Here is a 25,879-nt window from a genome sequence, read left to right on the forward strand (position 1 = left end):
ATTTATTCTTTGTTTATTGCGAAAAACAGCTTGTTTCCTATTTCATATAATTTTATTTTATCTTCATCCTGTAACGAATTATTTTTTGATATGATAAATCCGTTTTTTATTTTTTTGTTCTTAGAATACTCAATATCATAAATAGAATATTTACAACTAAGAATTGGATTTATTAATATCATTGATGAATTTATATATATCCTATATATAATACCCATTAAAAATAAGATAGAAATCCCTTCATACCACCCATTAAGGCTTTGAAATAGAAAAGGAATTATATAAGTTGCTATATATCCGATAGATTCACTATTTTTATTCTTAATATCAATAATTTGCGCATTAAATCCATTTTCTGATATATCTTCAATATTTTTCAATGTATTATGCAATCCGATAATTCCCAATATAGAGACCAAAGTTAGTACACTTGATAAGCCAAAGAAAGATAGAAATATTTTAATACTATTTATTGATATTCCACCCCAATGGAGATAATTATAGTTATCCGAAAGTTGCCTGAGTATTACCAATATAAATAATGGTAAATATGAAGATACGAATAAAGCAAATTTAGCTCCTTTCTTTAAATCGTTATTCTTATATCTCATACGTTTCGTTTTTCAAAAAATATCCTCCAGTTTTAGGCGCACCTCTAAACTCTATCAAGGTTTTATCTTGTAAAACCTTGATATATCGCATAGTCGTTCTTAAACTCTTGTTGATATGCTTGCTGATTTCAGAAGCATTCAAACCGGGAGTGGTTGCCAGCAGATTGAGAATAGCTTGTTCATTCTCGTTTATTGTATCATTTACTATGTCATTTACTCTGCCATTTACTGTGTCATAGTTGGCAGAGTTAGTGATTTTACGTTTGAACACTGCTGTAAATATCCCCTCTGTGTGAAATTCCGGTTCGGGCAGATTCGCTTCTCTCATGGCTTCCTGCATACGAGGAATACCGGATGCAACTCTTTCAACCAAGTGCATACGGGTAAATAAACCAAAAATTAGCGGATTACGTGTCATGCTTTTATGCCCGAAATCTTTAGCCACAACAGGCAGAAGTCCTCCGGGATTGGAAATCTCTACCCGGTCGTCAAACATTTCTACCATAATGCTTGCGCCTTGTTCGTAATAATCACGGTGCGACAGGGCATTTATAATGGCTTCTTTAAATACGGTCAGAGGTATTTCCCAGATTTCCTCTCTTGGTCCTGCACCCTCTATTTTATAAGCTACTTGCAGTTTGCTTTCCAGCCAAGACATAGCCTGTAAATATTGTTGGTACAATGAACCTCCGAAAGTTTTATCATCTATAATATAGACTTTATTTGTTCCCTTGAAAAGAACACATCTTGTAACAGCATGTGGAAACTTTCGTTCAGGTTGTTTGCCGAAGAACATCGCTGCTCCATTCTTTGCCGTTCCGCTCTCAGTAAACAGTTCCAAGTTCTCAAAAATTTGTTTGTCGGGTGTGGACGAACTTAGTTTGGCTTCCGTTCGGAAACTCTTTATCATCTGTTCGTCTGCATCCGTGTAAATATTGAACCAATGGCAGGGTATATGGTCAAAAAAGATTTTGTTACACTCCTGAAAGAAGCTGCGCATTTCTTCGGCTGTGCGAAGTTTCTGTGAGTTTGCCCCCTCACGCACATAGATAGAACCGGAAAATATATAAGGTTTATCCTTGCCGGACGGAACATCAATCACCCAAACAGTTTTATCTCCAATATTTATGGAATACAATTCACAGTGGAGTGCAGGAGATATTTCGCTGATAGAACCTTGAATGGCAGAACGCTTATCGTTTTCTAAGTTAGTATCTACCACTTGTCCGTTATCATCTACTCCAATAAGCAAATATCCTCCGTTTGCATTGGCAAAAGCACATATTTCTTCTGTCAGTTCACGAACCTTTGAAGGAACACGAACCTTAAATTCCACATTGTAGCCTTCTCCACTATCAATGAGTGATTGTATGTTTTCTGTATTTAACATGAACTTTTATAATAGTGCCACAAAAATAGTTATTTGTTACGATTGTAAGTTGTTAGTTTCATTTTATTTATGGCAAAACATTCCTCTTTTCGCTTTTATCAATACTGTATTTATTGAACAAACCCAGTCTTTGAGCGAAGTTGACAGCTTCAATCGAATTGTTAGCTTTTAATTTTTGTAATATATTCTGTCTATGACTATTCACTGTATTGATACTAACTTTCAATGTTTCTGCTATCTCTTTACTCAATAAGCCTTTCTTCATAAATCGTAAAACTTCTAATTCCCGGTTTGTCAAAGGTTCATCCAGTGTATCAGATAAATCTATAAATATCTGTTCTCCAGTTTTAAAGTTATATAGGTGGCTTTTAATAATTTCCGATTCATGGCTTGCATCAACATCAATAACCGATAGCATAAGCCAAANCCATAATCTATATCGTCCGGATGTATAACCTCAATAACTGGCTGATGTCCATGAATAAACAACCTACGGGAGTCAAGCCCATATAGTTTAGGAATATTATCAGAAACAAAAACGAATTTATTAGTGTAGCAATCAAATACCAATACGATACTATGCGTAACTTCTGAAAGTTTAATCCAATCATTTTTCCTCTTTTCAAGAATGAAATAATCAATTTCATCGAACTCTATGCTTGATGTTGGCAGTATATTTATGACTTTCTTTTCTATTTCACTAATTATCATGCTTGCTATGACGTTTATTGTTAGATAGTTAGGTTACATCTCATTATAAATGACTATTGTCCTTAGAGTATCTTGCATCTAACTTTGTACAAAGTTAATAAAAAGAGCATAAGTGTAAGGTAAATAGATGTTTAATGTTTTAATTATTCCTATATGATAAAAAAGATTTGTTTAGTGACACGGAGAGGTAAAAGAGTTATGGGTCGCAAAGTTGTAGTGACATCAGTATTTGAAACTGACATTGAAAATATTTGGTGCAAGATTCAAGATATTGAAACGCTAAGAGAAATTTGTAAACCCAAAGCAAGTTTTATATCTTATGGCAATATTCCTCCTGTTTGGAAAGAGGGGGAAACATTTTATTTTAAGATGTTTCTTCATCGATTTATTCCTATTGGAAAACATACAATCAACGTAATTAAGATTGATAAAAAATCAAGAGAAATAGTTTCAAATGAGTATAATAACAGAGTAACTATATGGAATCATTATATTCAAATGGAAAAGATTACCGAAAATGTTACAAAATATACCGATAGTGTTGAATTGTATGCTGGTTATCTAACCCCGCTTGTTGCTTGGTGGACTCTTTATTTTTATAAACACAGACAAAAGAAATGGCAGAAAATCGCAAAGAACTTATAAAATGTTCACGATAGCTACTTAAGTTAATTATGGCAAACTGGAATTTAGCAGAAAAACAGATATATAAATTATTAAAACATCCTTTCCAAAAGGAAAAATCTGATATAGAATCTATTACTGCTGCATATCTTGAATTTGTAGAAGAATTATTCGATTACCTTAATAAAGAAAATGATAACAAAACACGTATTAGGCAATTAAATATGAGTTATATAGATTTTGGTACAATTAAGGCTTTAGAAGAAACTTCACCTACGGAAAATAGCAAGTTAAAAATTATATATCTTGACAAACTGTTATCTTTAATAAATATGGAGCAAGAACTAATCTATCGGCAAATGGAATACCCCAAATTTTTCATTAATATTGAATCAGATTGGAAATCTCCCTTTTATTTAAACAGTGAGGTAATTAATATTATAGATATAATGGAATTAGTTTGTGGTATTTTTTATATCAAAGATGGTATTATTCGCATTGATAACAAGGATATTTTTCTAAGTGATATATCACATATTTTTGAGAAAATGTTTAATATCAGTTTTGGTGATATATACAAAAAAGAAATAGCAGTTATTAAACGAAAACCTACTAAAATCACAGATTTTTTAGGTAGGTTGAAATTAGCTATTATTAAAAAGAGTAAAGACAATGGCTACGATTATTTTTAAATATTTTTTATTTGATAATCAATGAGATATAAATAATTTATAGGGGAGTGGATGTACCATTCCCTTATTTTCTTTGCTCTCGTTTTCTGAACTTTGCTTCATCAATCGATTGACAGACAAGAATGTATAATCAGAAAAATGAAGCAATCATGTATATAGATAATGACGATTTCAGCGTATGGATGCAGAAGCTGTACGCCAAACTGGAAGAACTCTGCAAGGATGTACGGGTACTGCGCAATGCCGACAGGGTGCTGCCCGAAGATGACAACCTGCTGGATAATCAGGACTTGTGCCTGCTGTTCAAAGTAAGTATTAAGACCCTGCAACGCTACCGGGCTATCGGTGCGCTGCCGTACTTCACAATCAGCGGAAAAGTCTACTACAAGGCTTCCGATGTCCGGGAGTTTATCAAGGAACGGTTCAGCGTCACCACGCTACGCCAGTTCGAGAAAGAACACTGCACGAAGAAAAAGAAGTGAATTAGAAAGCCGGGGCGGTTCTGCTCCGGCTTCGCTTTGGGTTTATGGTTTGCCCAGCTTGTCGGCTTGCTCCCTTAGCTGCTCGGCTTGTTCGTTTAACAGTCTTGCCCGTTCCAACGCTTCCGCCTGCTTCCTGCTGCGGTATTCAAAGCCTTTCACCGAATCGGTCAGGCTTCGGATGAAAGCGTTGTCCCGTTCCCGGCTGAACTTCGTTTCCAGCAAATCAAGGCTGCTGCTGTCTGCCTTTCCTTTCATCAGGATATAGCGGTATTTTATATCATTGTCCTGTAACCGTTGCATCCGTTCCGTAAAACGAATATTCAAGATTAGCGAAGTGATACAGATAATAAAACCTGCTGAAAGAAGAAAGAACTTGGGTTTCAAGTAGGGAGTTACCCGGTATATCAGTTTGCCGTACCATGAAACGGGCGTTGTTTCTCCGGTCGGTGTATCATCAGCTGGGAACACCCCCTTTAACCGCTCCTTAAAATATCGGTGCGAGGTCACGATAAGCCCCTTTATATCTTCAAGGTCTTGTTTTTGGTTCTCGAATTGCCCTTTTCCGATACTGCCGATTTGGTTTAGAATCTCCTGCACCGTGTTTTCAGTAATGCCGGATTTGCCCTGCATTTCCGAAATGTGCTGTTCGATAACGTCCAGTCGGTTAATCGTTTCCTCCCGGCTGGCTGGCGTTACCTGCTTCTCCTGCCGTTCTTTCAGTTCCGTAACCATAGAGAGAAGCCCCTCCAAAATTAAGTTATTTTCCATGTTCCTATAATTTTAAGTGTCGTTTCTTTTTCTTCTTTTTTCTTTCACCGGGATTGTCGGGCGTTTCATCAGCCGGAGAGGACGGGGCGGAGAACAGACCGCCCAAGCCTGCCAGTAACGGACTGTCGGCTTTTCCCGGTGTCTGCGCTGGCTCCTGAACAGGTGCGGAAACCGTCTGCCTATTGTTTCCGGCAGTGTTCAGCCCCACATCCCCGAAGCATTTATCCAGCTTGGAGAAACTGAAACTGCGGTCTATCTCCGAACCCTTGAACGTGTATTCGCCTTTGGAAAAGGATATGCCCTGTACTTCGCCAGTCTGTCCCCTGTACTTGAAATGAATCCCGATACCCTTTTCTGCCAGCCGGGTTTGTAACTGCTGCCAGTTCCTTGATTTCCCGATTTCATCCTTTACGGCATTGTAAATCTCGTATTTGGATTTGTCCGGCTCTCTCAAACGGTGCTGCTTTACATGCTCCTTGCCTTTAGCGAAATAAAGCCCGTGTTTGGCTTTCAGCTTCTTGCATATCTGCTCGTTGCGGTACATGTCGTTCCTGTCCGAAATGGTCTTGCCGTTGTTGTCTATACGGTTGAACACGATATGCACGTGCGGGTGTTCCCGGTCTTGGTGGCGCACGATGATGTACTGCGTATCGGTGATTTTCATTTCACGCATGTACTCCTGTGCAAGCTGTACCATTTTCCCGTCTGTCAGCTTGGGTGCGTCCACCGGGGAATAGCTTAGCGCAATATGTCCGATAGGATTTTTCAGGTCGGGGTTCATCCCGGCTTGCAGTATGAAACTGCGTATGATGTCCCGGTTGCTTTCGGCTAACACTCCCTCCGCATGAAGCAAGGTTGCCTGTTCCTTGCCGAGTACATAGTTCACGCAGCCTTTAAATCCGCTTCCCTTTCTTATTTTTCCAATCATCCGACAGTTGGTTTATGATTTCGACAATCCTGTTCTTGAGTTTCACCAGTTCCACCGCCACCAGTGCGAATCCTCCGGCATTCGCCCGGTGTGCCAGCTGGTTGATGTTGTTGGCTTCGCCCGCCAGCTTGCGGATAGTGTCCGCATCCTGCCTGTTCAGCCTGGGTGTTACCTCTGCCGAAACGACCGCCTGCCGGACGTACTCGCTGACGTGCAGCCCGGCTTCCCCGGCTCGCTTCCTGATTGCGTAGAACTGTAACTCGGTCAGCTTCGTGCTGACTAACGTAATCCTGCCAGTCGGTACAGGGCATACCCGGGCTTTTCTGTTGCTGGATAGTGAGGAATGAAAGATAGTCCATAAAGCCCTCGAACACGAAACAGGTGTCTCTCTGCTCTCCCTTTTGCCTTATGTGGGTGATGTCTTTCGATGTGCTGCCCTTGAAACGGGGATTGCGAAGCTCGTAACCTCCTGAATCATTCCTGAACGCCAGCGCAAAATAAGGCTTGCCACCGATACGGTAATACATTTCCTGCACGTATGGGGCTGCCGTTCCGGGGGAAATCCCCCTTTCCTGCAAGTAGCGCATGAGTGCCGGATTCTGTAACGGCTGTATTCTGCGTATCTCTATCGGGCTGGCTGCCTGCCTTTTCGTGTCCCTTTCGGGCAGGTCTTTCCCGTGAAAGGAAAAAGAGGTAATGTCGCCCTGCTCCAGTCGGCAGATAGCACCGTAGGCGTTGCACCCGTTCTGCTTCATCACAAGGTCGATGAGCGTCCCGCCCTCGCCAGTTCCGTAGTCACACCATAGATTGGCGTTATAATCCACCTTGAAACTCGGCGTGTTGTCCTCCCGTAAGGGGCTGCGGTACATCCCGTAGCTTCCCTTTTCCGTGACGGGCTGGATTTCCAAAGAGTTCAGGTAATCCTTGATACTGATATTGTTGGCTTCCTTGTAGGTCATAATCTTTATTTTTTTGATGTTGATAAATTGCAGTAGCACAGTAAGAAGAAAAATTGCTATGTTTCTTCGCATAATTCTTTTTCTTTCAGCGGATTATCTCTTATGCAGTAAGATAAGTAAGTTATTTCTTCAAAAGAAGATAGAAATATAACCCTGATAATTCCTGCGTTTTTTCTTTTTCCAAACTTTTCCAAAAGTTTGCGGTTTTATCTTACTGCTTACTGCGTTATTATTAAATATCTGATATACAGGATATAAAATAAAAATATATCTTACTATGGCAGTTACTGCGTTGCAGTAATACCCAATCGTAAAATGACCGTGCTAACCGTAATCGTTGTTTGTACAGGATGTTGGAACAGGCTTTATCCTATACCCATATACCGAATAGGTCTGTTTGTCGATACGTTTCTGTACCCGTTTGAACCCGGCTTTGCGTAACGCTTCCCCCAGCCGTTTTTCGGATAGTTGCATGGGGCATATATCCCGTAAGCGTGCCAGTATCTGTGCCGTTGTCATAAAAAACAGGGCTTCTTCCCTCTCTGTCGGCTTCTCAAAGTATTGTGCCAGCATCTCGAACTCGACCGTCTGCACCTCAAATTCCGCATTTGTCAGGTGCAGTTCCCCAATCTCCGCATCATTGAACCAGTAGCGTACGCCCTGACGGTACAGGTACATGATTTCGGAATAGACGTTATCCATGCGGATGCTTTCTGCCGTGGGCTTGTCTATGTGCAGCACCTCGAACGGCAAGAAACGCCTGCTGCCTGTCGGGTCGGTCAGGAACTCGTTGCCGTTCACCGAAGCCATGAAGCTGGCGAGGTGGGGGTATTTCTCTATGTAAACATCATACGGTCTGCGGAACTTTACCGCCGGGGTGGTGATAAGGTTCTTCAATGCGTTCTCGTTCTGCTTGTTGAGTTCCTTTAGCTGGTCGTCAATGTTGATGAACAGGTATTCGGCTATCAGTGTCAGGATGTCTTTACCCTGCGGGTCTATCTTCCCGGTGAACAGGTAGTTCTTAAGCGGTGTCGGGCAAAGGTTGTCCAGCCACCACGATTTGAACTGTCCCTGCTTGTCCCCTGTCAATACCAAACAGGTATGGTTCTGGCATCCCGTGTCATTCATGGCGTTGGCTACCACACCGATAAGCCATTTCGTGAAATATTCCTCCCATTTGCCGGGGTTGGCTACCTGTACCGTGTTCAGGAGCCTGCCGATATGCCCGTGTTCGGTTGGATTGAGAAGCGGCAGGGCGTTGAAGTATTCCCGTATGGGATGTACCTTTCTTGCGAAATCGCTTTCCAGTATGGTACGGATGTTCTCGGCAGAGGTGACGATACCAGCGGTCGCATCCAGCCTGCGCCTGAACGAGTTCAGAACGAATTTCGTAACGGGCTGGTACAAGCCCGAAGAATCCGCAGCCCGGTATTCCGTCCGGCTCTTTACGGTGTTGAACCGGAAATCGTACAGGACGCTCAACAGGCTTTCGATGCGCTCGTTCTTTGACTGCCAGCCCTCGATATGCCGTGCATCATCACTTCTTTTCTTTTTCATCGGGAAGTCTGTTAGAAACCGGGACATACTGCTGCTGCATCCACTTTTTGAGTTCCTCCATGTCAAAACGCAGGGTACGCCCACGCTTGACACACGGTATCATCCCCTTACTGGCTAAATGATACAGGTAATTGACCGAATACCCGGTTATGCCGCTGGCAACGGATATTTTGACTAACACAGGCTCTTTTCCGTCCTGCCGTTCTTCAGGCTGTGCGCCCATGACCGGGGCAATCATCTTTTCGATGTTCTCCAGCCGTTTGAAAATTTCTTCGAGAGGATTGTTCATAGGTGCTTGTTTTTTGAATTAGCACCACAAATAAAATAAGAAAAATCTGTAAAAAACAAAGCGTCAGCCGTTTGGAATCGCTTTGCTTCGCTCTGCGCCAAATTAATGTCGGCAAATGGAAAACGGCTTTGTGTTCATTACCTTACTTATTTAGGGAGTGGAGAAAAAACAGGTTTTTTGTTATCGGTTCATTTCTTTCGTGTTGTTGTTGGGTTGGCGGTGGACATTTTCGGACACGCAAGGTCATTTGCGGACAGGAAGAAACAACCTGTCATTCAGCCTTATATATTTGCACCAGTGAAGAAAAACGGAGTATTGACAAGAATAAATATATCGGTTATGGAAATAGTGACGATTGAAAAGAAAACGTTTGAACTATGGAAACAGAGGTTTGAAAATTTTGTGGGTCGTGTGGATGCGCTCTGCGTGCCTTTACGCAGGAAGCGTGACAAGTGGCTGGATAACTGCGAGACTTGCCGTTTGCTGAATGTTTCAGCCCGGACGATGCAGACTTACCGTGATACGGGGAAACTGCCTTATTCGCAGATTAACAATAAGATTTACTACAAGGCTTCGGACGTGGAAGCCTTTCTGCTCGACCAAGTAAGGGACAATTCTAAAAAGTAGGCGTATGGATTTGATAACGAAAGATTCCGAAACCACACTGGTACTGTTTTCCTCCCTCGACAGGGTGCTGGAAAACGTGGAGTACGTGGTAATGAACTATCGCCCGGTATTGAACGGTGAACACTACCTGACGGGCGATGAGGTGTGCAGGCGGCTTTGCATCAGCAAACGGACGTTGCAGGATTACAGGGACACGGGGCTGCTGGGGTACGTGCAGCTTCCGGGAAAAATCATCTACCGTGAAAGCGAGATTTTAGACCTGCTGGAAAGGCATTACAGAAAATGAAATCTTGAAAACATGAAATCTTGTTTTATTGATGTCTTGCTTTCTTGGAATATTGAAGTATTGAAATATAGCTGTCTTGTTTTCTATATTGTTTGATTGAAAGCCAGCAATCACGTTTTCTTGAAAACTGTGTTGCTGGCTTCTTCGTGGTTATACGGATAGCTGTTTCTCAACGGCTTGCATATCCCTTAGTATCGTTTGGTCTAATACTTTCGCATAATGCTGCGTCATTCGGGTGGATGAATGCCCCAGCATTTTAGCCACGTTCGGTAGTGACACGTTGCTAGCCAGTGCGATAACCGAAGCGAAACTGTGCCGGGCTGTGTGCGTGGTCAGGTTCTTTTTGATACCACACAGATCGGCAATCTCTTTCAGGTAACTGTTCATCTTCTGATTGCAGGGAACGGGCAACAAAGTTCCTTTATCCATGCAGTAAGGATTATCCTTATACTTTTCAAGTATCTGTTTGGGAATGCTCAAAAGCGGGATGTTACAGAGGTTGTTTGTCTTTTCACGGGGTTTCACTATCCACAGGTTGCCGTTGCTGTCCTCTGAAACGTGTTCGGGGCGCAAGTTATACACGTCTATGAATGCCAGCCCGGTATATACGCAGAAGATAAAAACATCCCGTACCAGTTCCAGCCGTTCAATCCTGAACTCTTTCTGCCATATCCGGTTTATCTCGGCTTGGTTTAGGAACTGTTTGTTTACTTCCACCTCGTGAAACTTGATTCCGGCAAACGGGTTCTTTGTCAGCCACTTGTTGGCAATGGCAAGGTTTATCACTTTCTTAAAACATTTCATGTACCGGATAACGGTATTCTGTGCGCAATGCTTCTCCGTCTTTAGGTATAAATCGAATTTGCGTACCAGTTCCCCGTTTACCTCACGCAGTAACATATCATCTACCTTGTAATCCCGTTTAACCAGTTCTATGAGGTATTTAAGGCAATTGTCGTAACGTCTTACGGTGATGTCGGCATAATCCGTCCCGATTAGCTTCCGGCAGTTGTCATTATGTTCTTTGAATACATTATATAATGTCTTGAAAGTCTTGTCCTTTCCCTGATAGCGGTTCACTATGGCACGTGCGGAGATAATCTTTCCCTCCAGTTCCAAATCTTGGTAAATCTGATAGAATTTCACACGCAGGGCGTCAATGTAATGGTTAAGTTCTACGGAGTTTCGATCTTTGCCTGTCGATTTCTCTTTTTCCTGCGACCAAAGTGGGACTTTTACGCTCCGCTTTAGTTGAAGTTCCACGTATAGGCGGTCATAAGTGACACGCACACGCACGGGTGCTTCCCCGTTTTTTAACAGTTTGCTACGCTTGATGAAGAACAACACGCTGAATCTTTTTCTTTCCATACGGCTCAATTTTTAATGATACAAAGTTAGGAAATCGAACCGAGAACCCTGTTATGTAAAATAGTGTAACGTGGTGTAAAAGAATGAAGTAAATACCTCGCAGTGGAACATTCCGGGCTTTTAAAACCAGTCCCTTGAATAAGGACGTATAGTTTGCTTCAATCCCACTAATTTTGCTTACTCTTGGAAAAGAAAAATCTCCGAACTTCTTTGAAATTCAGGGATTTACATCATTTTTCCTTCTTAAAAAGTGGTGCCACCAGGAATCGAACCGGGGGACACAAGGATTTTCAGTCCTTTGCTTTTTTTCGACATTCGAAAGCTCGCTAACGCTCACTTTTGGAAGCAACCAACTGAGCTATGTCACTTTATGAATCAGTGGAGTTACTAAAATTTCCCGTAATTTTATTATCTATTCGCTTGGTTTAAACATGGGTTTAAACGGCTTGAATTGTTAATGGATGTACTGATTATCTCTGATTACTATATTTTTTGTATGGATAGGTATTTCTTCCTTATATCAATATCCCAGTTTTCAGTATATCGGTATTGAGAAAGGCTGTATCATTTATTATTCAGTAATGCTGTTACTTCATCTTCCAGCTTCGGCAGATGATTGATAACCATGCTCCAAAGAATATCAGCCGACAAACTATCATATCCATGTATGATATAATTTCTTGCATCTACAATCTTTCGTGAATTGGTGATAGCTATGTTTCTATCTGTTTTTAAGATTCTGTTCATGGCTTCACCTATAATTTCTATATTCCGTTCAATGGCACGTCTAAGGCAGAGATTGCTGTAAAAGTCTTCAAACAGTTTCGGCTTGTCATCAAAGAAACTTTCTATTTCTTCAACGGCAGTCAGAATATCTTGCAAGTGCTTTTTTATCAAATCATCCATATATCAATGCTTTTGTTGCATCCACATTCTTTTTCAGATATGGATTCTTTATGGTCTGTTCTTCTAACAAATCAACTTCTCTGCCAAACAATTCTTCCAGCGAATATTTGAAATCAAAGTAGTTGTCGAAGTAATCGCTTACTTCTGCCTTGTTAAAAGAGACAACCAAGTCCACATCGCTATTGTCATTGAAACGATTGGTAAGGATAGAACCGAACACAAACAATTTGCTTACTTTGTGCTTCTTGCACAAAGCGATAATCTTATGTATGTTGTTTTCTATCAGCTTCATAAACGAACTTACTTATAATGCAAAGATACTAAATTTATAATTTCTTTATATTCTTGTGAGGACTTTTTTTCTAACTCTTCCTGTAAAATGAACTTTCTTCAAAAAAGGTACTCTTTATACTCATGTCTGATTTTCAGCGTATCCTATATCTTCTTTTAAGAAGAACTGAAAGAGAAATTGGACAGACAAAAAGAGACGGCTCTCATGCTTATTTTGCATAAATGCCGTTTTAGAAATTTATCGTAGCACTATTTCTTGGATGAAGTATAAGTACCATATTTATCGGTATGTTTCATCGTGTTTCCCTCAATTTGACCTTTTATTTTAAAACCGTCATATTCACAAGGAAACACGCTTGTTGTTTCACTGTAAAGATAAGCATATTTCTCTTGGTTGTATAGTTCGGTGCTATTAGGTTCATAAACTGTGATTACGCATTTGGACATTCATGCCTTTGGCTTATTCTTGGAGATGTCCCAATGTGCAGATTCACGGATATGCCCAGACTGGCATATTTTGGTTTTCTGTCTTTTGTCACTTCTCAGTATTGGAGGTGATTCGTTGTTAGTGGGTACCTTATACTTGTAACAAAGCTCTTTTACTGTGATTGCCACGGTTGAAACAAAGGGTTGAAACTGAGGCTCAATCAAGGGGTGAAGATAATAAAAAAGAGAGCTATATTTTATTTTAACTCTCTGATTTTCAGTGGCGCTACCAGAAAATGAATTCCATTTCTAAATGGCTTTATATCTTTACATTAAAGAATCGCTACAAACATAATCTCCCGCTATTGCTCCACCTAAATTCTGCACTATTATGCAGTGTCTCGCCAAGTCGAGTTCCTACTTTGATGCAAAGGTAGTGAAATAATTTGAAACAGAAATGGAGGCACTTAAATTTTGCTCCACCTCAGTTCGGAATCCCTAATTCTCTACCTTCTGCTAAGATTATTAAACGCATCAATCAGCAAAGATATACCATCAATAATTGTCATTGTTCCGTGCTTGGCAATTTGTTGATTGCACTCTTCAATTTGACGTTGGCATTCAACAGCAAGATTGTATTCATCTTGCGTATATGATCCTATAATTTGAGCCTTTGATACAATGTAACTGCATATTTGAGATAATTCTACAATCATAGAACGGTATCTTGCCATCTGTGAAGCATTATATACTAATGATGCTCCACCAACAATCATTCTTGCTTTTTCATCTTTTATAGCAGCAATTTTTGTAGCAATAAAAGCAATGTCTATTGCATTATTGTTCATATCAAATCTATTATCAAATAAACTTATTAGCACAATCTATCATAAAATATAGAAAATATATGGTTATTATATATTATATGATAGGTTATACAAAAATTACTTATTGTCTTTTAGTTCCTCTTTCAATGCCATTCCCTTTGCTGTAAGGCGGTATTTTTGATTTTGACTATTTGGCCTCTCTGGAATAGTCTGTTCCAATATGCCAGCATCTAAAAGTGGGCGAATATATTTTCTCCTAAATTTAGTTCTATCGGTAAGACTCATAAAAGCCAACATTTCACCAAAAGAACGTGCTTCTGTACAGAAAACAATTAGCTTATCGATGTTTTCAACATTAGGGATCGACTGGGTGCCGACTGGGTGCCATCTTGTTCACTTATAGGGAAAGTTATTCTAATAAAGTTATCCGTAAACTTAAAGCAATCTTCACCGTATGCTTGTAAAATACGAGGAATGCCGGAGCCTAACGACTCTACTAATTCCACATCACGATAGATACGCATCAGCTCCTTATTACGAGGAATGGAGATGCCATTGAAGAACTCCTCCCTTGTAAGAGATTCGGGCAAACGACCAGCCGATGTAATTTCAAGTCTGTCGGGGAATATCTCAAACTTGGGTGGTACTTCAAACGAATAGTCATTATGCACGATGGCATTGATAACAGCTTCACGCAAAGCAACTTTGTTCCATAATGGAGTTTCGATGCGTTCCATCGGGGTTATGGTTGCAGCCACCTTATTCTCAATATCCAACTTCGACAACACACTTTTGGTCGCTTTGATAAGAGAGCAATATCCATACTCATTGTTCTCTATCAAATTGCAACGGTCGAGACTTGAATACTTAGCCACTTTGATTGAATTGCCGTTCTCATCGGTCAACAGATAGGCTACATAGTTGTATTTGCCATCATCTGTTAGCAACTCCAATGTCCGCTTGAAATTATCATTGAGCCTTTTGCCTCGCTCATCATAATAGATACGCAACTGCTCAAAGCTTAAATCCTGGCGGTTGGACACAATGCGTCCGATGGAATTTGCGTGTACGCATGGCAAACAGGCGGTCAATCTGCTCTTGTGGCATAGGCTCTGCCGATGTTCCCACACGCAGATATGTACCTCTCGGGGTCATTCCGTATTTTGTTTTGAAATATGGTTTCTCAATGCCGCTTGCTACTGTGACTTTGATAATGCTATGTCCATCCTTTTGTTCCTCAGCAATGTCAAACAGCCCCATTGCAGAAGGAGATATATTGTGCTTGATGCGGTCTTTCAACTTAAGCATACAATCATCTATGTCATTCACGCCCACAGTTGAACCGTCCTTGTCTATGCCGATATAGATGTATCCGCCCTCTTTGTAATTCAAAAGGGCCACGACTTCTTTTTCTATATCAAGTTCGGGAGTCAATTCTCTTTTATATTCTGTGCGGCTGGTTTCTGTCATATAAAAGTCAATTTTAGTGTTATGCTTTAACTATTTTGTTTTAACTTGATAAAGTCATATATTAACTTGATATAATCTTCTTTTATTTTATTATCTGATATATCAGCATGTATGTTATACTCCTTAATGATGCTTATCATATATGGGGTGATATATGACGACAAGTTTTCACGGATATAACTTTTTATATCTGATTCCGGCATATCCTTGGCATGATTCAGTAAGTTTTCTATTTCTCTCTTATTTGTGAATGGGGAATAAATGCAACACGAACTATATGGTGGAAAGTTTTCAAAGCCGGATATCCAACATCTTTTTACTGATATGTTGGGATATTCTTCTAATCCGTAGATTACTTTTCGCGAGCATTTATGGAGTCCCATATTGTCCAGTATATTCAAATATTCCACAACATGCTTTATTGGTTTGTAGTCGTTGCTATTTGATGTGATTTTTTCCAGTTTATATATTTTGCAATCGTTGTTGTAGAGGAGAACTTCAGAACATATATAATTGAACGTAAAGGCATTTTGAAGATAGTTGTCTCCCCAAATTATTATCTTATCAGCTAAAATTTCACTATATTTTTCTTCGATACGATTTATCTCTTCTTCTAAAATATTGCCTACTGTATTTATTTCGAAACCACTGATCAAAATCAGTGTTTTAGCTTCGATTAACTTGTCAGCTGTTATTGCCTGCTTATTATATGAGGCTATATCTTTAGGAATTTCTCTTTGAGATAATTTTGTTAGGTCATAGTTATTTTTACCATATGCAAATGCAGTTAAGCAATAATTTAGGTATTGAATATCCAAGTTCTTTGCATTTTCGTCAGTACCGTTCAATTCTTGGTCAAAGACTTCGGATATCAATTCTATTGTATGAGGGAGTAATTCAGATAGAAGGGTATCTGCCACCCATTCTTTACCGGTATATGTAAGATTATCTCTTGATATATCAACAATGGTGTCGGTAGTTTGATTATTTAAATTCCACTCGAATCCTAAATATCCGGTTTTCCAATAATTGAATTTAGCGTTAGAAACTATCACGTCTCTTAATAACAACCGTTGGTAGAGGTAATGATGATATTTCATGTCATTGTTAAACCACAGGCTGAATGATGAACCAAATTGTTTTTCGATGAAATCAAAAACCAAGAGGCCATTTACATATTTATGTGAAAGCTTATAATCTTTATCAACGGGAGTATATTTTATAGAATCTGATAGGACATCTTTTTCAAAGTTGCGTTCAGAATTTATTGTTTTGTAATTAAAGCAAAGGTTTTTGATGTATTTGAATGTATTGACGACAAAATTATCTATCTTCGCCAAATATATATCGTCTTCTTCACCCTTAAATACATCGACAGAATCTAGGATATCCCAACTAAAGGTTGTCCCGAATAGTTCGGGAAACTTTTCTTTGTTTATATCAACAATGACTGTTGTACCTCTTTTTCTGTTTATATTCTCTTCTGCAATAGAGCAGTATTGATTGTCTGCAGCAGATCTAAATATTATACGCTTGGTTTTTTCGTTTGGGAATGCAGTCTCTACTTCGAATGTTTTTGCAACAAAAAAGATGGACTGCAATCCGATTCCAAATGCTGCTGTCGGTCTTAACCAATATGGCATATTTTTGTAATTCTCGGTATATTCCTGCTCTCTTTGATGGCTATCACCCACATATTTCGTCATTCTTAATAATGTAGCTTCTGAAATTCCCGTGCCTTTGTCTTCACACGTAATGCGAATGGTATCCTTTTGTTCATTTGACCAAGTTATAGTTAAGCATACCGGGTATTGACGATAAATGGATGGCATAATCTCATCAGGGAATGATATTGTATCTACTGTTGTATTGTTATCCTCAAAATATGAGTCATATATACCGGCCTTGATATCATTCCACATTTGAATTTTGCTTGCATCAAAAGCATTTTGCACGATTTCCCGGATAAAAGCAAGTCCTGGTTCTTTGTATATGCCGCCGCCTTGCAAGATGTTGAACATCTTCTTTTGTGACATTGTGAATTTTAAATTCAGCAGTTCGGGACTTGCTTGGATTCCCTTGTATAATATTTTTATGGAATCCTTACTGATAATAGGGGGTAATCCTCCTAAATCAGGGGGTGCGATGTTTGGCCATTCTTGGCTTTGATTATTGACTTCTTCTTCCAACCAGTCGAACCAGCTTCTCGCTGTCCTATAGACACTTTCATCGGGACAATCTAATTCTGCTTCTATTTTTGACGGAGATATAAGCATGTGTCGTACTGCAGCATGTTTTTGCTGATGTAAAATGGATGTTTCCGGCATCTGTTTAATAGAGGCAATGGAAAACGCATCAAATCTATTGTTGTCAAAGTCCAACAAATCTCCTATTCGAATCATGCAGGCTATGAAACGAGGGTGTATATAGTCTCCTTTATATCCATTAGCCTTTTGATATAAACGGATTATTACATCATTAAAATTCTCTCCGTGTAATAGAGCGATGCTCGCCAATAATTCTATAAAACGATTAGGCAGTTGTTCTGAATAGTAATTGTCTGCAAGTTTCTTAAACTCGTCATTAGAGAGAATGTTGTCTGCACTCTGTTTGGCATGCTTATTCCTAAAAATTTCGGCAGTCAGTATAGTGACAGCATTCTTAATCTCTAAAGCCCATTTGAAGTTATCTTGTTTTGAATCGTTTGTATTACTTTTATCTAATAATAATTTGGCAGATTCTGCTATTATCGAATCATTGTTATCTGCCATCTTGGTTAGAATTTCTTTGAAACTATCGTTCTTCCATTCTTCTTCGATTATTTTATATGTGAGTATCATTCCTATGTCGTGGGTCAGGCAGGCCATTAATATAAGGAATGTATCTGTTGCTCCTAAACGTTTGATGCGTTCTTCTCCCAATAGACATTGAATATTGTTTATAATAGTCATAGAATGACTAATGTCATGTTTACTATAATGAGGATATGCGTTAGAAACTAAGTTTAATCCCTGAGCAAGATTCTGTTTATTTAACCTCCAGATAGAGTATAATAACTCATAGTCCCTATCCATTTCAGATAGAGATTTCAGATGCTTCTCTAAGGTGTAGTTCTTATAGTAGGTATTATCATTCATATTTTTTCCGTTTTATTTATGCCAGTCACTTGTTCTTCTTGAAATTGCATTAGATTCGAGATTTATCGAGGAAAACAGACTCAAACGTACACAGCCTTTGAGTGTATCTCCAACGATGGCTGCATTTTGTTTGAGTATCATTCGGAAACTGTCGAGGGGGCTTTGCTATGTTGTTTGGCAAGCCACTCGCCGGTTTTCTTTTGTTCAACCAATACAATTTTCAGTCTGTTTAAATCTTTCATTGCAACGCTTTTATTTGACTAATTTATTTTCTGTTCTTAAGGCTTCTAAAGCATATTCTTGAATAGAATCTGCAAGTTTCTCATATAGAATTTTCATCTTTGCTTTATCACATGTTTTTAGATTGCTATTATCGATGCTGTCATCATGCTTACTTTTCATGGTCTCAATCATAAGTTTAAACTCTGTTTCAGAGATAGGGTCCCCTGTAAAGTATTTATTTGCTAAATCTGAAAATAGCAGATTGGAAAGGGCTTGTTTATAATCCATGGCTCGATTTNAAAATTGCTATTTTAATAATGAAAGAATAGAAATGCTGATCATTTGTATGATTGTTGTAGTGCGTGTATTTACTATATGAAGATTTTCCGGTTTTCTCTCGTCGGACAGCCCCGCTATCTTCCTTGTAAGAACGGAAAAACATCTGCGGGAGGGGCTTCCGAACCTGGTCTGGGCACAAAGTCCGGACAGGTTCTTGGTGCCGCTTCTGTTTCGGATTTTGATGTGGCTGTAGTGACGGGGCTGAATCAGAATAATATCTGTTTTTTGTAATCGGGTTCCCAAACGTCCGGATCCAGCAAATGGTAGATTGGGGATAGTACGGTATTCTGGTCGAGCACTTTGAAGTGTAGATTTTCCATTGGCCTCAGTTGTCCTATTTCGTCCAAGCTGATAGGGGTATCGGTTTTGGCTCCTAATAGCAGGGGGCCATAATAGAAGCGTTTGTTGAAGGTGTCGTTGTCTTGTGCATGTGACATGGGGACAGCGGCCAGTTTTTGTTTGAATTTTAATTCAATGATATCGCCGGGGTGAAAATCGGCACATAAAGTGAAGAATCCGTTTTTTGCATTGGGTTTGCATTCTTTCCCGTTGAGGGATATTGTGTAATCGAAGGTCCAAGGCAGTATCGGAAGTTTTAATGATTTTATCCCGGCCGTGTTCTTTTTCACTTTTAGGGATACCGTCTCACCGAACGGGTAATGTGTGTCTTGTTGCAGGGCGAATGCCTTGTCTGTATCTTTCTTCCACGAGAGCTCGCTCTGGTGGAAGAAGGGGATAAACAGGGTGTCTTGTTCGAGCCGATATGCGTATTTGACCGCTTGTGACAATCCTTCGGCTCCGCGCATTGTGCAGCACCAATGGGCCTCGGGGGCATGGACTTTCAGATAAGGCATTTTCCCATTGGGGCAATTGTCGCATCCGAAGCCTCCGTTAAAGCGCTGTGTGTGGCAGATTCCGTTATAGTATATGAGTTCGGCGTCGTTCCGGTACTCGACTTTTCCGGTGTGTTGCCATAGTTGTACGGCGAGTAGGTACGAGTCTACAATTACACAGGGTTCTGTCCAGGTGTCGAAGCGTCCGAACCAGTTGTAATTTTCGTGATTGTTTGTCATGCCGTTGCGTTTGTAAGTTTGCCATCGTTCCTCGACTTCCTGCAAGTATTTGTCTTCTCCTGTAATATCGTCATAGCGCAATAATCCCCGGCAGGCGGTTAGGGAAGCATGGGTCTGGGCTTTGATTTTGACCAGGTCGATTTCCAGAAAGCGGGTTATCATTTCTTCTATCACTTCCTTGAGTTCTGGCATACGTAGGTATTGGTAGGCATGGATTGTCCCTTCCATCCCTATGAATACGCATCCTATATCTGAGGATAGCATCCAATCGTCTACTGTGTTCTGTATAGACCCGGACTCGGCGCCTACGTCTGCCTTCCGGGATTTCGGGTCGATGGGATAGTTGGCATAGAATCCTTTTCCTTTGATGAAAAGGTTTTCGACAATTGTTTTCATTATCGGCAATACGTCCGGGTCTTTCTTCCAGGCGTAGTATTCGCATAGCCCGCGTAGCATCCAGCCGTTGCCGGAGACTTGCTGTTCGTTCATTTTCCCTTCGTAAACCGGCCCCATGTATCCTTTCTCGTTCAGATGTGCCGGAATCTGGTCAAGGATTTGTTTTAAATGGAGGGGGGCTTTATGGGAGGCTTGTGCGTCTAAGACTAAGGCGAGAATTGTGCGGCCTTCTGTATCACCGGGCCAGTTGCCGGACTCTTCTTCTGTTAAGAATACATTTTGGGGCTGATATTTTTCTTCGTGCAATCGTCCGAAGTTTTTACTTATCCGTTGGTATAGCTCTCCTTGCATCTCTATGTCTGCAAATGGAATTTCTTGCAGGCTGCGTTGTGCTTGCAGGCCGGCGGTAATGTAAAATAAAAGAATTCCTAAGGCAAATCTGATTTTCTTATTCTGGTTCATTTCTTCGGTTTATTGTGGTTGGTAATGATGATTGTGATGCTTTTCGGGAGTCGGTTCCCGATGTATGAAGGGTACTCGTCAGGGTCATTCGTTTTGATTCCAGAAACATGGTATTCTCCACGGTATCGTTGTGTATCGTGTGATTTTCATGGTGGGTATCCTCGGTGCATCTTCAGTGTTATCATATTTGGAAAAAGGCACAAAACACTGCAAAGATAGTTTTTAAATTGGGGATTTTATGCGTTGGTACCCTAAAATGTAAGAGGGGGATTCTTATAACCAAGTTGTTTGCAACGATTTTTACATTCAGATTACATCAAGAGGGTTCTGGGAAAATCGGGTATCCATGTTTGGGCTTTCCGACAATGGGGAGCAGGCGGTAATCAGGCGCAGAGGAAGGATTTCCTATTTGTAGGTCTCCATTTGCGAAAGCGATTTACGGCTAAATAGCACCAATTATGACTAAGAATTAGTCAATTTATTTGTCCAATTAAGGATTTTGGCTACTTTTGCACAAAGAGTTATTTGGGGGCAGCGTATTTTTTCAGTGGTCGAATAATTGATATCAGGAGGAAAGTGTGGAGAGCTGGAACATGAAGAATGTGATGTTGCTCACGTCTCGGAACTGGTTTCTGAAAAACCTTTATTTTTACATTGAAAGATTCTGTGGAGGCGTTTGTTAGTCTTTGCTTAAAATATATTCATATCATGAAAAATATGTTATTGTTATTTTTGTTTGTATTATCTTTCTTTTTTAGCCAAGTTCAAGCTCAAAATGTTCAAAATTCGCAAGTCGCTATGGTTTCTTTGGTCCAAAGAGTTGATTCTCTTGAACATGAATTATCATATTTAAAGTTGATTTACGAATTAAAAACCCTTAATTCAGACATAACGATATTTTATAATGAGGTGTATACTAAGGCAATAGAAGTTAAATTATATCTTTATAATAAAAATTTTGACAGAAAATTAGGTGAATCATACCATCAAACTTATGATTCATACTTGGACAAAATGCAAGCATTTTCGAAACTTATTGAGATGAAAAAGAAACTTTTTATGCTTGAACTTGTTACATATCCTTATACGGAAAGGGAGTCGAATACATTAGTGTCAAATTATAATATTATTGATAAAGCTTTTGCTGTATTACAAAACTCTATGGATTTGTTGAAGCTTACCATTGATACTTATGAAGAATTTATGTAATTGTTTTTTCAATGCATAAATAAACACTTTTTTTATAGAAAATAGCTGTTAAGGTGCTTATTTTATGCAGATCTACATTGTCAACTGTTTTTTGTTGTACTTTTAATATCGAGTAATGGAATTTCTACTTTGCATAGTTCGCTTTAGTCGAAAGTCTCTCCTACGCTTCCTCAAGAATTAAAATGGGAGTAACAGTTAAATTCGCTATGGTAAGTATAAATATTCCGGCAATGATTTGTTGTGATCTTTGTAATGGAAATTTTCGTAGGATGAGGTATAAAATAAGTGTCTTATTGTTCATTGCCAATGATATTTTTCCTCCATTGTGAGATGTAATAGTTACATAGCTAAATTTACGAGGTTTAAGCGATTTATACGAAACCAGCGATACATCTTTCATGTTGGCTTTTGTAGGTATAAATTTTTTCTGAATACTTATACCGCACACATCATTTAAGATTGCATTAAGTTTTACCGCTTGCACATTGATAAGTTTGCTTCAATGAGCCGTTTTTCAGTTACATAGGTTACATTTTGATAGCGGGTAGGGCTATTGAAGTATGCTTCGGTTCATTGAAAAGAGATATATGTTCCTCGTACAGAAGGCTTGGAAATTCGCTTTTTGATAGGATAGGGAAAGCTGATAGTTGGAAATAGCGCATGTGCCAAGAATCGGGGTCAAGTTGTTGCTGTGTTTTCATGGAGTGGAGGTTCTGGAAGAGTAGCCTTGATGTTCGACCCATTGTCGGCTGAAAGGCTTCCTAAGGAGCTTGCACGGCCTTGGGCTTTCTGCAAGGTGGCCGGGGAACACTCGGACTTCACCTTGGATGGTGCATCCGTTTGCGTGCGATGAAATAAATATGCCTTATCCGTCATTGGACAAGGCATATTGACAGTAGTTATATACTATATTGAAGAGAGAATATTTTTGTAGTTATAAAGGTAGACTATACCATCAATGCAGCTACCAGCGCCAAAATGGCGTAGAATTCAGGGAGTGCAGCGTAAATCATCGTATTGGTCTGTACGTCGTGTCCTTGGGATATGCCTACGATACCGTTTGCACAAATCTGGCCTTGGCGGATAGCGGAGAACAGACATACCAGTCCGACACCCAGTCCGATGCCCAGCATCAAAGGACCGTCCGTAGCAAAGTCTCTACCCATGGACATCAGGAAAGCTACGAACCCGTAAAGTCCTTGTGTGGCTGGAAGGGCCGACAAAATCATATAACTTGCTGATTTATAGTGGTTTTTCTTTAAAGCTCCTTCTGCCGCATTACCGGCAATGGTTGTACCGAAGCAACTGCCAATTCCTGCAAGGGCCAACATCAGGCCCAGACCGAGATAACCTAAAATTTCATTCATAATGTTTCTGTTTTTATTTGTTTTTTTGATTGTTTATTTCTTTACTGTTGTGAAAGGTTTATAGGCTTCGCCTTTACCGTTGTAACCGGAATTCTTGAAGTATTCGACGAATGTCAGGCGGAGCGGGTGTACGAAAGCGCTCAGACAGGACATGGCGATGTTCAGTGTATGTCCGAATATCAGTATCAGTCCGCAGAACAGCCAGCCAAGGGCAGGGCCTGTCGCATCATACACCGTGAAGGCAAGCTGGTTGAATACGCCGCCAAGCATGCCTCCTGCCAAGCCGAGGGCATAGAGACGGATATAGGAAAGTATGTCGCCCATCAGTCCGGTGGCCATGTTATAGGTATCCCATACTCCGGCACCGATGTTGACAAATACATTCCGGTGGATATTGTTCAGCAGATAGATGCCGATGGCGGAAGTACCGCCAATCACGGCAAATGCCCATGCAGACACGTTTTCCGAGATGATTTTGAAGAAGGAGAGTCCGACGGTACAGGAGAATCCCACTACCAGCAATAGCCATCCCCAAGCGCTGAGTGACTCTTTGAAGCCGAAGCGCACGGTTTGCCCTACGGCTTTCACTGTCATGGCAATGCAGATATGTACCGCACCGATAATCAGTGCCAGCAACATTTGCTTGTCATAGGTGGTCTCGCCTATCTTGCCCACAATCATGAATTCTTTCAATTTGGCGGGTATCTCCAAGTCAAAGAGGCTTACGCCGAAGAAGGTTCCCAGTATGGCACCGATGACAGTTGTGAATATGCCCAGCGTAATCACCAGGTTCATCATGCCTTTCATGGACTTGGACATCTTCTTTTTCAGAATGGATCCAAGTGCAATCAATGCTAATCCGTAGCCTGCGTCTCCCATACAGAAGGCAAAGAAGAGCGAGAAGAATGGTGCAAGTATCGGTGTCGGGTCGAACTCGGCATATTCGGGCATGCCGTACATTTTGGTAAGTACTTCGTACATGCGGGCAAAGGCGTTGTTCTTCAGCTTGATGGGGGCATTGTCCTCGCGCCTGGCGGCCCTTATTTCATAATAAGTGCCGCTTTCGTCGAGAAGTTTCCTCACATCTGCCTCGCAGTCTTCGGGAATCCAACCTTCAATCAACACTACGGTGCCTTCGGCCAGGTGTTTGCTGTTCAGCTTGACTTTTAGCAGGTCTATTTCTCCTTGAAGCCGGAGGGCGTGTTTCTCCATCGTGCTGTAATTTGCTTTGCAGAAGGCTTTCAGCTCGGCTTGTGCCTGCATAAGGGCTTCTTCCGTGCCGGCTTTCTTCCGGTTCAGTTCCGAGAGGCTGGACGAGGGCAGACGGAGCGGTTCCATGTCCGGCCCTACCGGTCGGGGGGTGACGGTTACGAAATAAAGATGTCCGCCGCTCTCTTTCACCACAATGGCGTTGTAGTACTCTGACCACGTTTCGTTATAATTTTTTTCCGGACAAGTGTAGAATTGTACGAACCAGCCAGCCTCTTCCAGCATGCTGATGGTTTCCCAGTCAAAATCACCCCAAACCTCCATTTGTGCCACGTCCTTGTCGATGGCGGAAATCTGTTGGTTCGAGTCTTGTATCTGTGCCTGCAGATCTTCGTAGGATTTCATCAAAGCATCAGCCGACAGTTCTTCATGTACCTTTTCTTCCGGCTGTTTGTCTGCTAGGATGTACATGCTCTGAAGCGTGTTCTTGTAGAGGGTATGCTTCTGCATGAATTGCAGCAAGGTGTCGTCCATCTCACCGCACTGCCTTTCTATTACGTGCACCACGCCCGCTTCCCGGATTTGTGCCAGAAACGCTTCGTACTCCTTATGGTATACAAGGAACGTGAGCTTCTTCATTTTGGTAATCATGCCTCAGCCTCCTTCCTTTTCTCCTGATGGGACTTCATGATTTTCTGTGATGACTTGGAGAGGTTCTCCTCGTCTTCCATAAACCGCTTGATTTTGCGCAGGGCATCTTGATAGCCCGGAATCTGTACTTTTTCAAAAAGATTCACTTTTTGGGTGGTCTTTTTACGCGCATGTTCCAACAGGTTCAACTTGGCGATGACAAATTCACGCTCGATGGCGGTATGTGCCAGGGACTTGAGCAAATGCAACCCGTCTGTATACCATCCGGGCGCATTGAACAGGCTGTAGGGGCGTATCTCGAAATCTACGTTTTCGAGTAGCGGCACTTGTACACCGGCAATCTTTTTCACACCGAGATGGACATCGCTGACTTTTATCAATGAAGTGTCGAATTCATTCCAAAGGGCGAACATGGCTTCGTAAGCTTGGATTTCTTTTTCCAACTGCGCATCCAGCGCGGCAGCGTCGCTTTTGCAACGCTTCACTTCCATACGCAGGGCACTCTCCTTGTTCTTGATGATGGGGAGCGTACGCACGCGTACTTTCAGTTGCTTTTCCAACTGCTGGAGGGAGGTCTTGTTATATTGAAACTTGATAGCCAC

28 protein-coding genes, 1 tRNA gene and 3 pseudogenes are annotated in these 25,879 nt (G+C 40.8%); 7 read left to right on the top strand and 25 right to left on the bottom strand.

The features are described 5' to 3' along the window. Positions 1 to 2: 2 nt before the first annotated feature. The 3 genes and pseudogenes from BN2628_RS01780 to BN2628_RS01790 form a co-directional block, all read right to left on the bottom strand. The gene (locus BN2628_RS01780) at positions 3 to 611 is read right to left on the bottom strand and encodes a hypothetical protein (protein ID WP_055095771.1); all 609 of its coding nucleotides are present in this window, start codon (positions 609 to 611) and stop codon (positions 3 to 5) included. Next, positions 601 to 2,001: an AlbA family DNA-binding domain-containing protein gene (locus BN2628_RS01785; RefSeq protein WP_044230852.1), complete on the bottom strand. Its 1,401-nt coding sequence runs from the start codon at positions 1,999 to 2,001 to the stop codon at positions 601 to 603. Before BN2628_RS01785 ends, BN2628_RS01780 begins: the two co-directional genes overlap by 11 nt. A 67-nt stretch (positions 2,002 to 2,068) precedes the next feature. Continuing rightward, positions 2,069 to 2,712 (bottom strand): annotated as a pseudogene (locus BN2628_RS01790) (response regulator transcription factor). A gap of 153 nt (positions 2,713 to 2,865) precedes the next feature. Here BN2628_RS01790 and BN2628_RS01795 point away from each other — a divergent pair. From BN2628_RS01795 to BN2628_RS01805, 3 genes are all read left to right on the top strand, one after another. Continuing rightward, on the top strand, positions 2,866 to 3,357 hold the full coding sequence (locus BN2628_RS01795; protein WP_044230850.1) for a hypothetical protein: 492 nt from the start codon (positions 2,866 to 2,868) through the stop codon (positions 3,355 to 3,357). Positions 3,358 to 3,386: 29 nt separating this feature from the next. After that, positions 3,387 to 4,028: an RteC domain-containing protein gene (locus BN2628_RS01800; RefSeq protein WP_044230849.1), complete on the top strand. Its 642-nt coding sequence runs from the start codon at positions 3,387 to 3,389 to the stop codon at positions 4,026 to 4,028. 149 nt (positions 4,029 to 4,177) lie between these two features. Continuing rightward, positions 4,178 to 4,510, top strand: coding sequence for a helix-turn-helix domain-containing protein (locus BN2628_RS01805; RefSeq protein ID WP_005645903.1), 333 nt, complete (start codon positions 4,178 to 4,180; stop codon positions 4,508 to 4,510). A 42-nt stretch (positions 4,511 to 4,552) separates the two neighbouring features. Here BN2628_RS01805 and BN2628_RS01810 read toward each other — a convergent pair whose 3' ends face one another. From BN2628_RS01810 to BN2628_RS01830, 6 genes and pseudogenes are all read right to left on the bottom strand, one after another. Then, positions 4,553 to 5,278, bottom strand: coding sequence for a hypothetical protein (locus tag BN2628_RS01810; protein WP_044230848.1), 726 nt, complete (start codon positions 5,276 to 5,278; stop codon positions 4,553 to 4,555). A 4-nt stretch (positions 5,279 to 5,282) separates the two neighbouring features. Beyond that, positions 5,283 to 6,206 carry a relaxase/mobilization nuclease domain-containing protein gene (locus tag BN2628_RS01815; RefSeq protein ID WP_044230847.1) on the bottom strand — a complete coding sequence of 308 codons (924 nt, stop codon included), beginning with the start codon at positions 6,204 to 6,206 and terminating at the stop codon, positions 5,283 to 5,285. Then, a pseudogene (locus BN2628_RS16640) lies at positions 6,172 to 6,489 on the bottom strand (MobC family plasmid mobilization relaxosome protein); the annotation flags it as partial. The gene BN2628_RS01815 and the pseudogene BN2628_RS16640, both read right to left, overlap by 35 nt. Further along, a pseudogene (locus tag BN2628_RS17700) lies at positions 6,488 to 7,165 on the bottom strand (mobilization protein); the annotation flags it as partial. The pseudogenes BN2628_RS17700 and BN2628_RS16640, both read right to left, overlap by 2 nt. A 324-nt stretch (positions 7,166 to 7,489) precedes the next feature. Beyond that, on the bottom strand, positions 7,490 to 8,722 hold the full coding sequence (locus tag BN2628_RS01825; protein ID WP_055095773.1) for a virulence-associated E family protein: 1,233 nt from the start codon (positions 8,720 to 8,722) through the stop codon (positions 7,490 to 7,492). Continuing rightward, a complete protein-coding gene (locus tag BN2628_RS01830; RefSeq protein WP_055095776.1) occupies positions 8,703 to 9,011 on the bottom strand; it encodes a helix-turn-helix domain-containing protein in 309 nt (102 codons plus the stop codon). Before BN2628_RS01830 ends, BN2628_RS01825 begins: the two co-directional genes overlap by 20 nt. A 339-nt stretch (positions 9,012 to 9,350) precedes the next feature. On the opposite strand from BN2628_RS01830, the gene BN2628_RS17705 reads away from it, so the two are divergent. Next, positions 9,351 to 9,638: a helix-turn-helix domain-containing protein gene (locus tag BN2628_RS17705; protein WP_025815054.1), complete on the top strand. Its 288-nt coding sequence runs from the start codon at positions 9,351 to 9,353 to the stop codon at positions 9,636 to 9,638. A gap of 4 nt (positions 9,639 to 9,642) precedes the next feature. Continuing rightward, entirely contained in the window at positions 9,643 to 9,924 is a 282-nt protein-coding gene (locus BN2628_RS16645; RefSeq protein WP_024988805.1) for a helix-turn-helix domain-containing protein, read from the top strand. A gap of 150 nt (positions 9,925 to 10,074) precedes the next feature. Here the strand turns inward: BN2628_RS16645 and BN2628_RS01840 are convergent, their stop codons facing one another. The 11 genes from BN2628_RS01840 to BN2628_RS01875 all read right to left on the bottom strand — a co-directional run bounded on the left by BN2628_RS01840 (position 10,075) and on the right by BN2628_RS01875 (position 18,859). Continuing rightward, the gene (locus BN2628_RS01840; protein ID WP_044230844.1) at positions 10,075 to 11,292 is read right to left on the bottom strand and encodes a site-specific integrase; all 1,218 of its coding nucleotides are present in this window, start codon (positions 11,290 to 11,292) and stop codon (positions 10,075 to 10,077) included. A 251-nt stretch (positions 11,293 to 11,543) separates the two neighbouring features. Further along, positions 11,544 to 11,654: transfer RNA gene (locus BN2628_RS17145), tRNA-Phe, on the bottom strand. A 202-nt stretch (positions 11,655 to 11,856) separates the two neighbouring features. Further along, positions 11,857 to 12,198 carry a HepT-like ribonuclease domain-containing protein gene (locus BN2628_RS01845; protein ID WP_044230843.1) on the bottom strand — a complete coding sequence of 114 codons (342 nt, stop codon included), beginning with the start codon at positions 12,196 to 12,198 and terminating at the stop codon, positions 11,857 to 11,859. After that, a complete protein-coding gene (locus BN2628_RS01850) occupies positions 12,191 to 12,490 on the bottom strand; it encodes a nucleotidyltransferase family protein (RefSeq protein ID WP_044230842.1) in 300 nt (99 codons plus the stop codon). Before BN2628_RS01850 ends, BN2628_RS01845 begins: the two co-directional genes overlap by 8 nt. A gap of 248 nt (positions 12,491 to 12,738) precedes the next feature. After that, a complete protein-coding gene (locus BN2628_RS01855) occupies positions 12,739 to 12,936 on the bottom strand; it encodes a hypothetical protein (RefSeq protein ID WP_044230841.1) in 198 nt (65 codons plus the stop codon). 485 nt (positions 12,937 to 13,421) lie between these two features. Beyond that, positions 13,422 to 13,763: a hypothetical protein gene (locus BN2628_RS01860; protein WP_055095778.1), complete on the bottom strand. Its 342-nt coding sequence runs from the start codon at positions 13,761 to 13,763 to the stop codon at positions 13,422 to 13,424. A gap of 96 nt (positions 13,764 to 13,859) precedes the next feature. After that, entirely contained in the window at positions 13,860 to 14,027 is a 168-nt protein-coding gene (locus BN2628_RS17400; RefSeq protein WP_257606347.1) for a Fic family protein, read from the bottom strand. A 47-nt stretch (positions 14,028 to 14,074) separates the two neighbouring features. Beyond that, positions 14,075 to 14,785, bottom strand: a complete 711-nt coding sequence (locus BN2628_RS17405; RefSeq protein ID WP_257606348.1) for an ATP-binding protein — start codon at positions 14,783 to 14,785, stop codon at positions 14,075 to 14,077. After that, on the bottom strand, positions 14,757 to 15,212 hold the full coding sequence (locus BN2628_RS17410; protein ID WP_257606349.1) for an AlbA family DNA-binding domain-containing protein: 456 nt from the start codon (positions 15,210 to 15,212) through the stop codon (positions 14,757 to 14,759). The genes BN2628_RS17405 and BN2628_RS17410 overlap by 29 nt, the downstream gene beginning before the upstream one ends. 26 nt (positions 15,213 to 15,238) lie before the next feature. Then, entirely contained in the window at positions 15,239 to 18,349 is a 3,111-nt protein-coding gene (locus tag BN2628_RS01870; RefSeq protein ID WP_082430119.1) for an HD domain-containing protein, read from the bottom strand. Between the two features lie 252 nt (positions 18,350 to 18,601). Continuing rightward, positions 18,602 to 18,859 (bottom strand): hypothetical protein, encoded by a 258-nt coding sequence (locus BN2628_RS01875; protein WP_055095782.1) that lies wholly within the window; start codon positions 18,857 to 18,859, stop codon positions 18,602 to 18,604. An 87-nt stretch (positions 18,860 to 18,946) separates the two neighbouring features. On the opposite strand from BN2628_RS01875, the gene BN2628_RS01880 reads away from it, so the two are divergent. Then, on the top strand, positions 18,947 to 19,141 hold the full coding sequence (locus BN2628_RS01880; protein WP_055095784.1) for a hypothetical protein: 195 nt from the start codon (positions 18,947 to 18,949) through the stop codon (positions 19,139 to 19,141). On the opposite strand, the gene BN2628_RS01885 is transcribed toward BN2628_RS01880, so the two are convergent. Further along, complete coding sequence (locus tag BN2628_RS01885; protein ID WP_055095786.1) at positions 19,117 to 20,841, bottom strand: glycoside hydrolase family protein; 1,725 nt, start codon at positions 20,839 to 20,841, stop codon at positions 19,117 to 19,119. The two genes, BN2628_RS01880 and BN2628_RS01885, sit on opposite strands and share 25 nt — an antisense overlap. 708 nt (positions 20,842 to 21,549) lie before the next feature. On the opposite strand from BN2628_RS01885, the gene BN2628_RS01890 reads away from it, so the two are divergent. After that, complete coding sequence (locus BN2628_RS01890; RefSeq protein ID WP_055095788.1) at positions 21,550 to 22,050, top strand: hypothetical protein; 501 nt, start codon at positions 21,550 to 21,552, stop codon at positions 22,048 to 22,050. Between the two features lie 527 nt (positions 22,051 to 22,577). Here the strand turns inward: BN2628_RS01890 and BN2628_RS17155 are convergent. From BN2628_RS17155 to BN2628_RS01910, 4 genes are all read right to left on the bottom strand, one after another. Next, positions 22,578 to 22,751, bottom strand: a complete 174-nt coding sequence (locus BN2628_RS17155) for a hypothetical protein (protein ID WP_154668369.1) — start codon at positions 22,749 to 22,751, stop codon at positions 22,578 to 22,580. A 246-nt stretch (positions 22,752 to 22,997) separates the two neighbouring features. Continuing rightward, positions 22,998 to 23,417 (bottom strand): ATPase, encoded by a 420-nt coding sequence (locus BN2628_RS01900; protein ID WP_055095793.1) that lies wholly within the window; start codon positions 23,415 to 23,417, stop codon positions 22,998 to 23,000. A gap of 33 nt (positions 23,418 to 23,450) precedes the next feature. Continuing rightward, positions 23,451 to 25,277, bottom strand: a complete 1,827-nt coding sequence (locus BN2628_RS01905; RefSeq protein WP_055095794.1) for a V-type ATP synthase subunit I — start codon at positions 25,275 to 25,277, stop codon at positions 23,451 to 23,453. After that, positions 25,274 to 25,879: a V-type ATP synthase subunit D gene (locus BN2628_RS01910; protein ID WP_055095796.1), complete on the bottom strand. Its 606-nt coding sequence runs from the start codon at positions 25,877 to 25,879 to the stop codon at positions 25,274 to 25,276. The genes BN2628_RS01905 and BN2628_RS01910 overlap by 4 nt, the downstream gene beginning before the upstream one ends.

The sequence above is a fragment of the Gabonia massiliensis genome (genome assembly GCF_001403595.1).
GTDB classification, from domain to species: Bacteria; Bacteroidota; Bacteroidia; order Bacteroidales; family Coprobacteraceae; genus Coprobacter; species Coprobacter secundus.

What these genes read in the sequence shown, in the direction of transcription:
- BN2628_RS01860 (WP_055095778.1), bottom strand. Translation starts at nt 13,763, where the DNA reads ATGAACAATAATGCAATAGACATTGCTTTTATTGCTACAAAAATTGCT.
- BN2628_RS01780 (WP_055095771.1), bottom strand. Translation starts at nt 611, where the DNA reads ATGAGATATAAGAATAACGATTTAAAGAAAGGAGCTAAATTTGCTTTA.
- BN2628_RS01825 (WP_055095773.1), bottom strand. Translation starts at nt 8,722, where the DNA reads ATGAAAAAGAAAAGAAGTGATGATGCACGGCATATCGAGGGCTGGCAG.
- BN2628_RS01900 (WP_055095793.1), bottom strand. Translation starts at nt 23,417, where the DNA reads ATGAATGAAATTTTAGGTTATCTCGGTCTGGGCCTGATGTTGGCCCTT.
- BN2628_RS01815 (WP_044230847.1), bottom strand. Translation starts at nt 6,206, where the DNA reads ATGATTGGAAAAATAAGAAAGGGAAGCGGATTTAAAGGCTGCGTGAAC.
- BN2628_RS01845 (WP_044230843.1), bottom strand. Translation starts at nt 12,198, where the DNA reads ATGGATGATTTGATAAAAAAGCACTTGCAAGATATTCTGACTGCCGTT.
- BN2628_RS17155 (WP_154668369.1), bottom strand. Translation starts at nt 22,751, where the DNA reads ATGAAAACACAGCAACAACTTGACCCCGATTCTTGGCACATGCGCTAT.
- BN2628_RS01805 (WP_005645903.1), top strand. Translation starts at nt 4,178, where the DNA reads ATGTATATAGATAATGACGATTTCAGCGTATGGATGCAGAAGCTGTAC.
- BN2628_RS01795 (WP_044230850.1), top strand. Translation starts at nt 2,866, where the DNA reads ATGATAAAAAAGATTTGTTTAGTGACACGGAGAGGTAAAAGAGTTATG.
- BN2628_RS01800 (WP_044230849.1), top strand. Translation starts at nt 3,387, where the DNA reads ATGGCAAACTGGAATTTAGCAGAAAAACAGATATATAAATTATTAAAA.
- BN2628_RS01850 (WP_044230842.1), bottom strand. Translation starts at nt 12,490, where the DNA reads ATGAAGCTGATAGAAAACAACATACATAAGATTATCGCTTTGTGCAAG.
- BN2628_RS16645 (WP_024988805.1), top strand. Translation starts at nt 9,643, where the DNA reads ATGGATTTGATAACGAAAGATTCCGAAACCACACTGGTACTGTTTTCC.
- BN2628_RS01905 (WP_055095794.1), bottom strand. Translation starts at nt 25,277, where the DNA reads ATGATTACCAAAATGAAGAAGCTCACGTTCCTTGTATACCATAAGGAG.
- BN2628_RS01885 (WP_055095786.1), bottom strand. Translation starts at nt 20,841, where the DNA reads ATGAACCAGAATAAGAAAATCAGATTTGCCTTAGGAATTCTTTTATTT.
- BN2628_RS01855 (WP_044230841.1), bottom strand. Translation starts at nt 12,936, where the DNA reads ATGTCCAAATGCGTAATCACAGTTTATGAACCTAATAGCACCGAACTA.
- BN2628_RS01880 (WP_055095784.1), top strand. Translation starts at nt 18,947, where the DNA reads ATGAAGATTTTCCGGTTTTCTCTCGTCGGACAGCCCCGCTATCTTCCT.
- BN2628_RS01830 (WP_055095776.1), bottom strand. Translation starts at nt 9,011, where the DNA reads ATGAACAATCCTCTCGAAGAAATTTTCAAACGGCTGGAGAACATCGAA.
- BN2628_RS17705 (WP_025815054.1), top strand. Translation starts at nt 9,351, where the DNA reads ATGGAAATAGTGACGATTGAAAAGAAAACGTTTGAACTATGGAAACAG.
- BN2628_RS01785 (WP_044230852.1), bottom strand. Translation starts at nt 2,001, where the DNA reads ATGTTAAATACAGAAAACATACAATCACTCATTGATAGTGGAGAAGGC.
- BN2628_RS01890 (WP_055095788.1), top strand. Translation starts at nt 21,550, where the DNA reads ATGAAAAATATGTTATTGTTATTTTTGTTTGTATTATCTTTCTTTTTT.
- BN2628_RS01810 (WP_044230848.1), bottom strand. Translation starts at nt 5,278, where the DNA reads ATGGAAAATAACTTAATTTTGGAGGGGCTTCTCTCTATGGTTACGGAA.
- BN2628_RS17400 (WP_257606347.1), bottom strand. Translation starts at nt 14,027, where the DNA reads ATGAGTCTTACCGATAGAACTAAATTTAGGAGAAAATATATTCGCCCA.
- BN2628_RS01875 (WP_055095782.1), bottom strand. Translation starts at nt 18,859, where the DNA reads ATGGATTATAAACAAGCCCTTTCCAATCTGCTATTTTCAGATTTAGCA.
- BN2628_RS01870 (WP_082430119.1), bottom strand. Translation starts at nt 18,349, where the DNA reads ATGAATGATAATACCTACTATAAGAACTACACCTTAGAGAAGCATCTG.
- BN2628_RS01840 (WP_044230844.1), bottom strand. Translation starts at nt 11,292, where the DNA reads ATGGAAAGAAAAAGATTCAGCGTGTTGTTCTTCATCAAGCGTAGCAAA.
- BN2628_RS17410 (WP_257606349.1), bottom strand. Translation starts at nt 15,212, where the DNA reads ATGACAGAAACCAGCCGCACAGAATATAAAAGAGAATTGACTCCCGAA.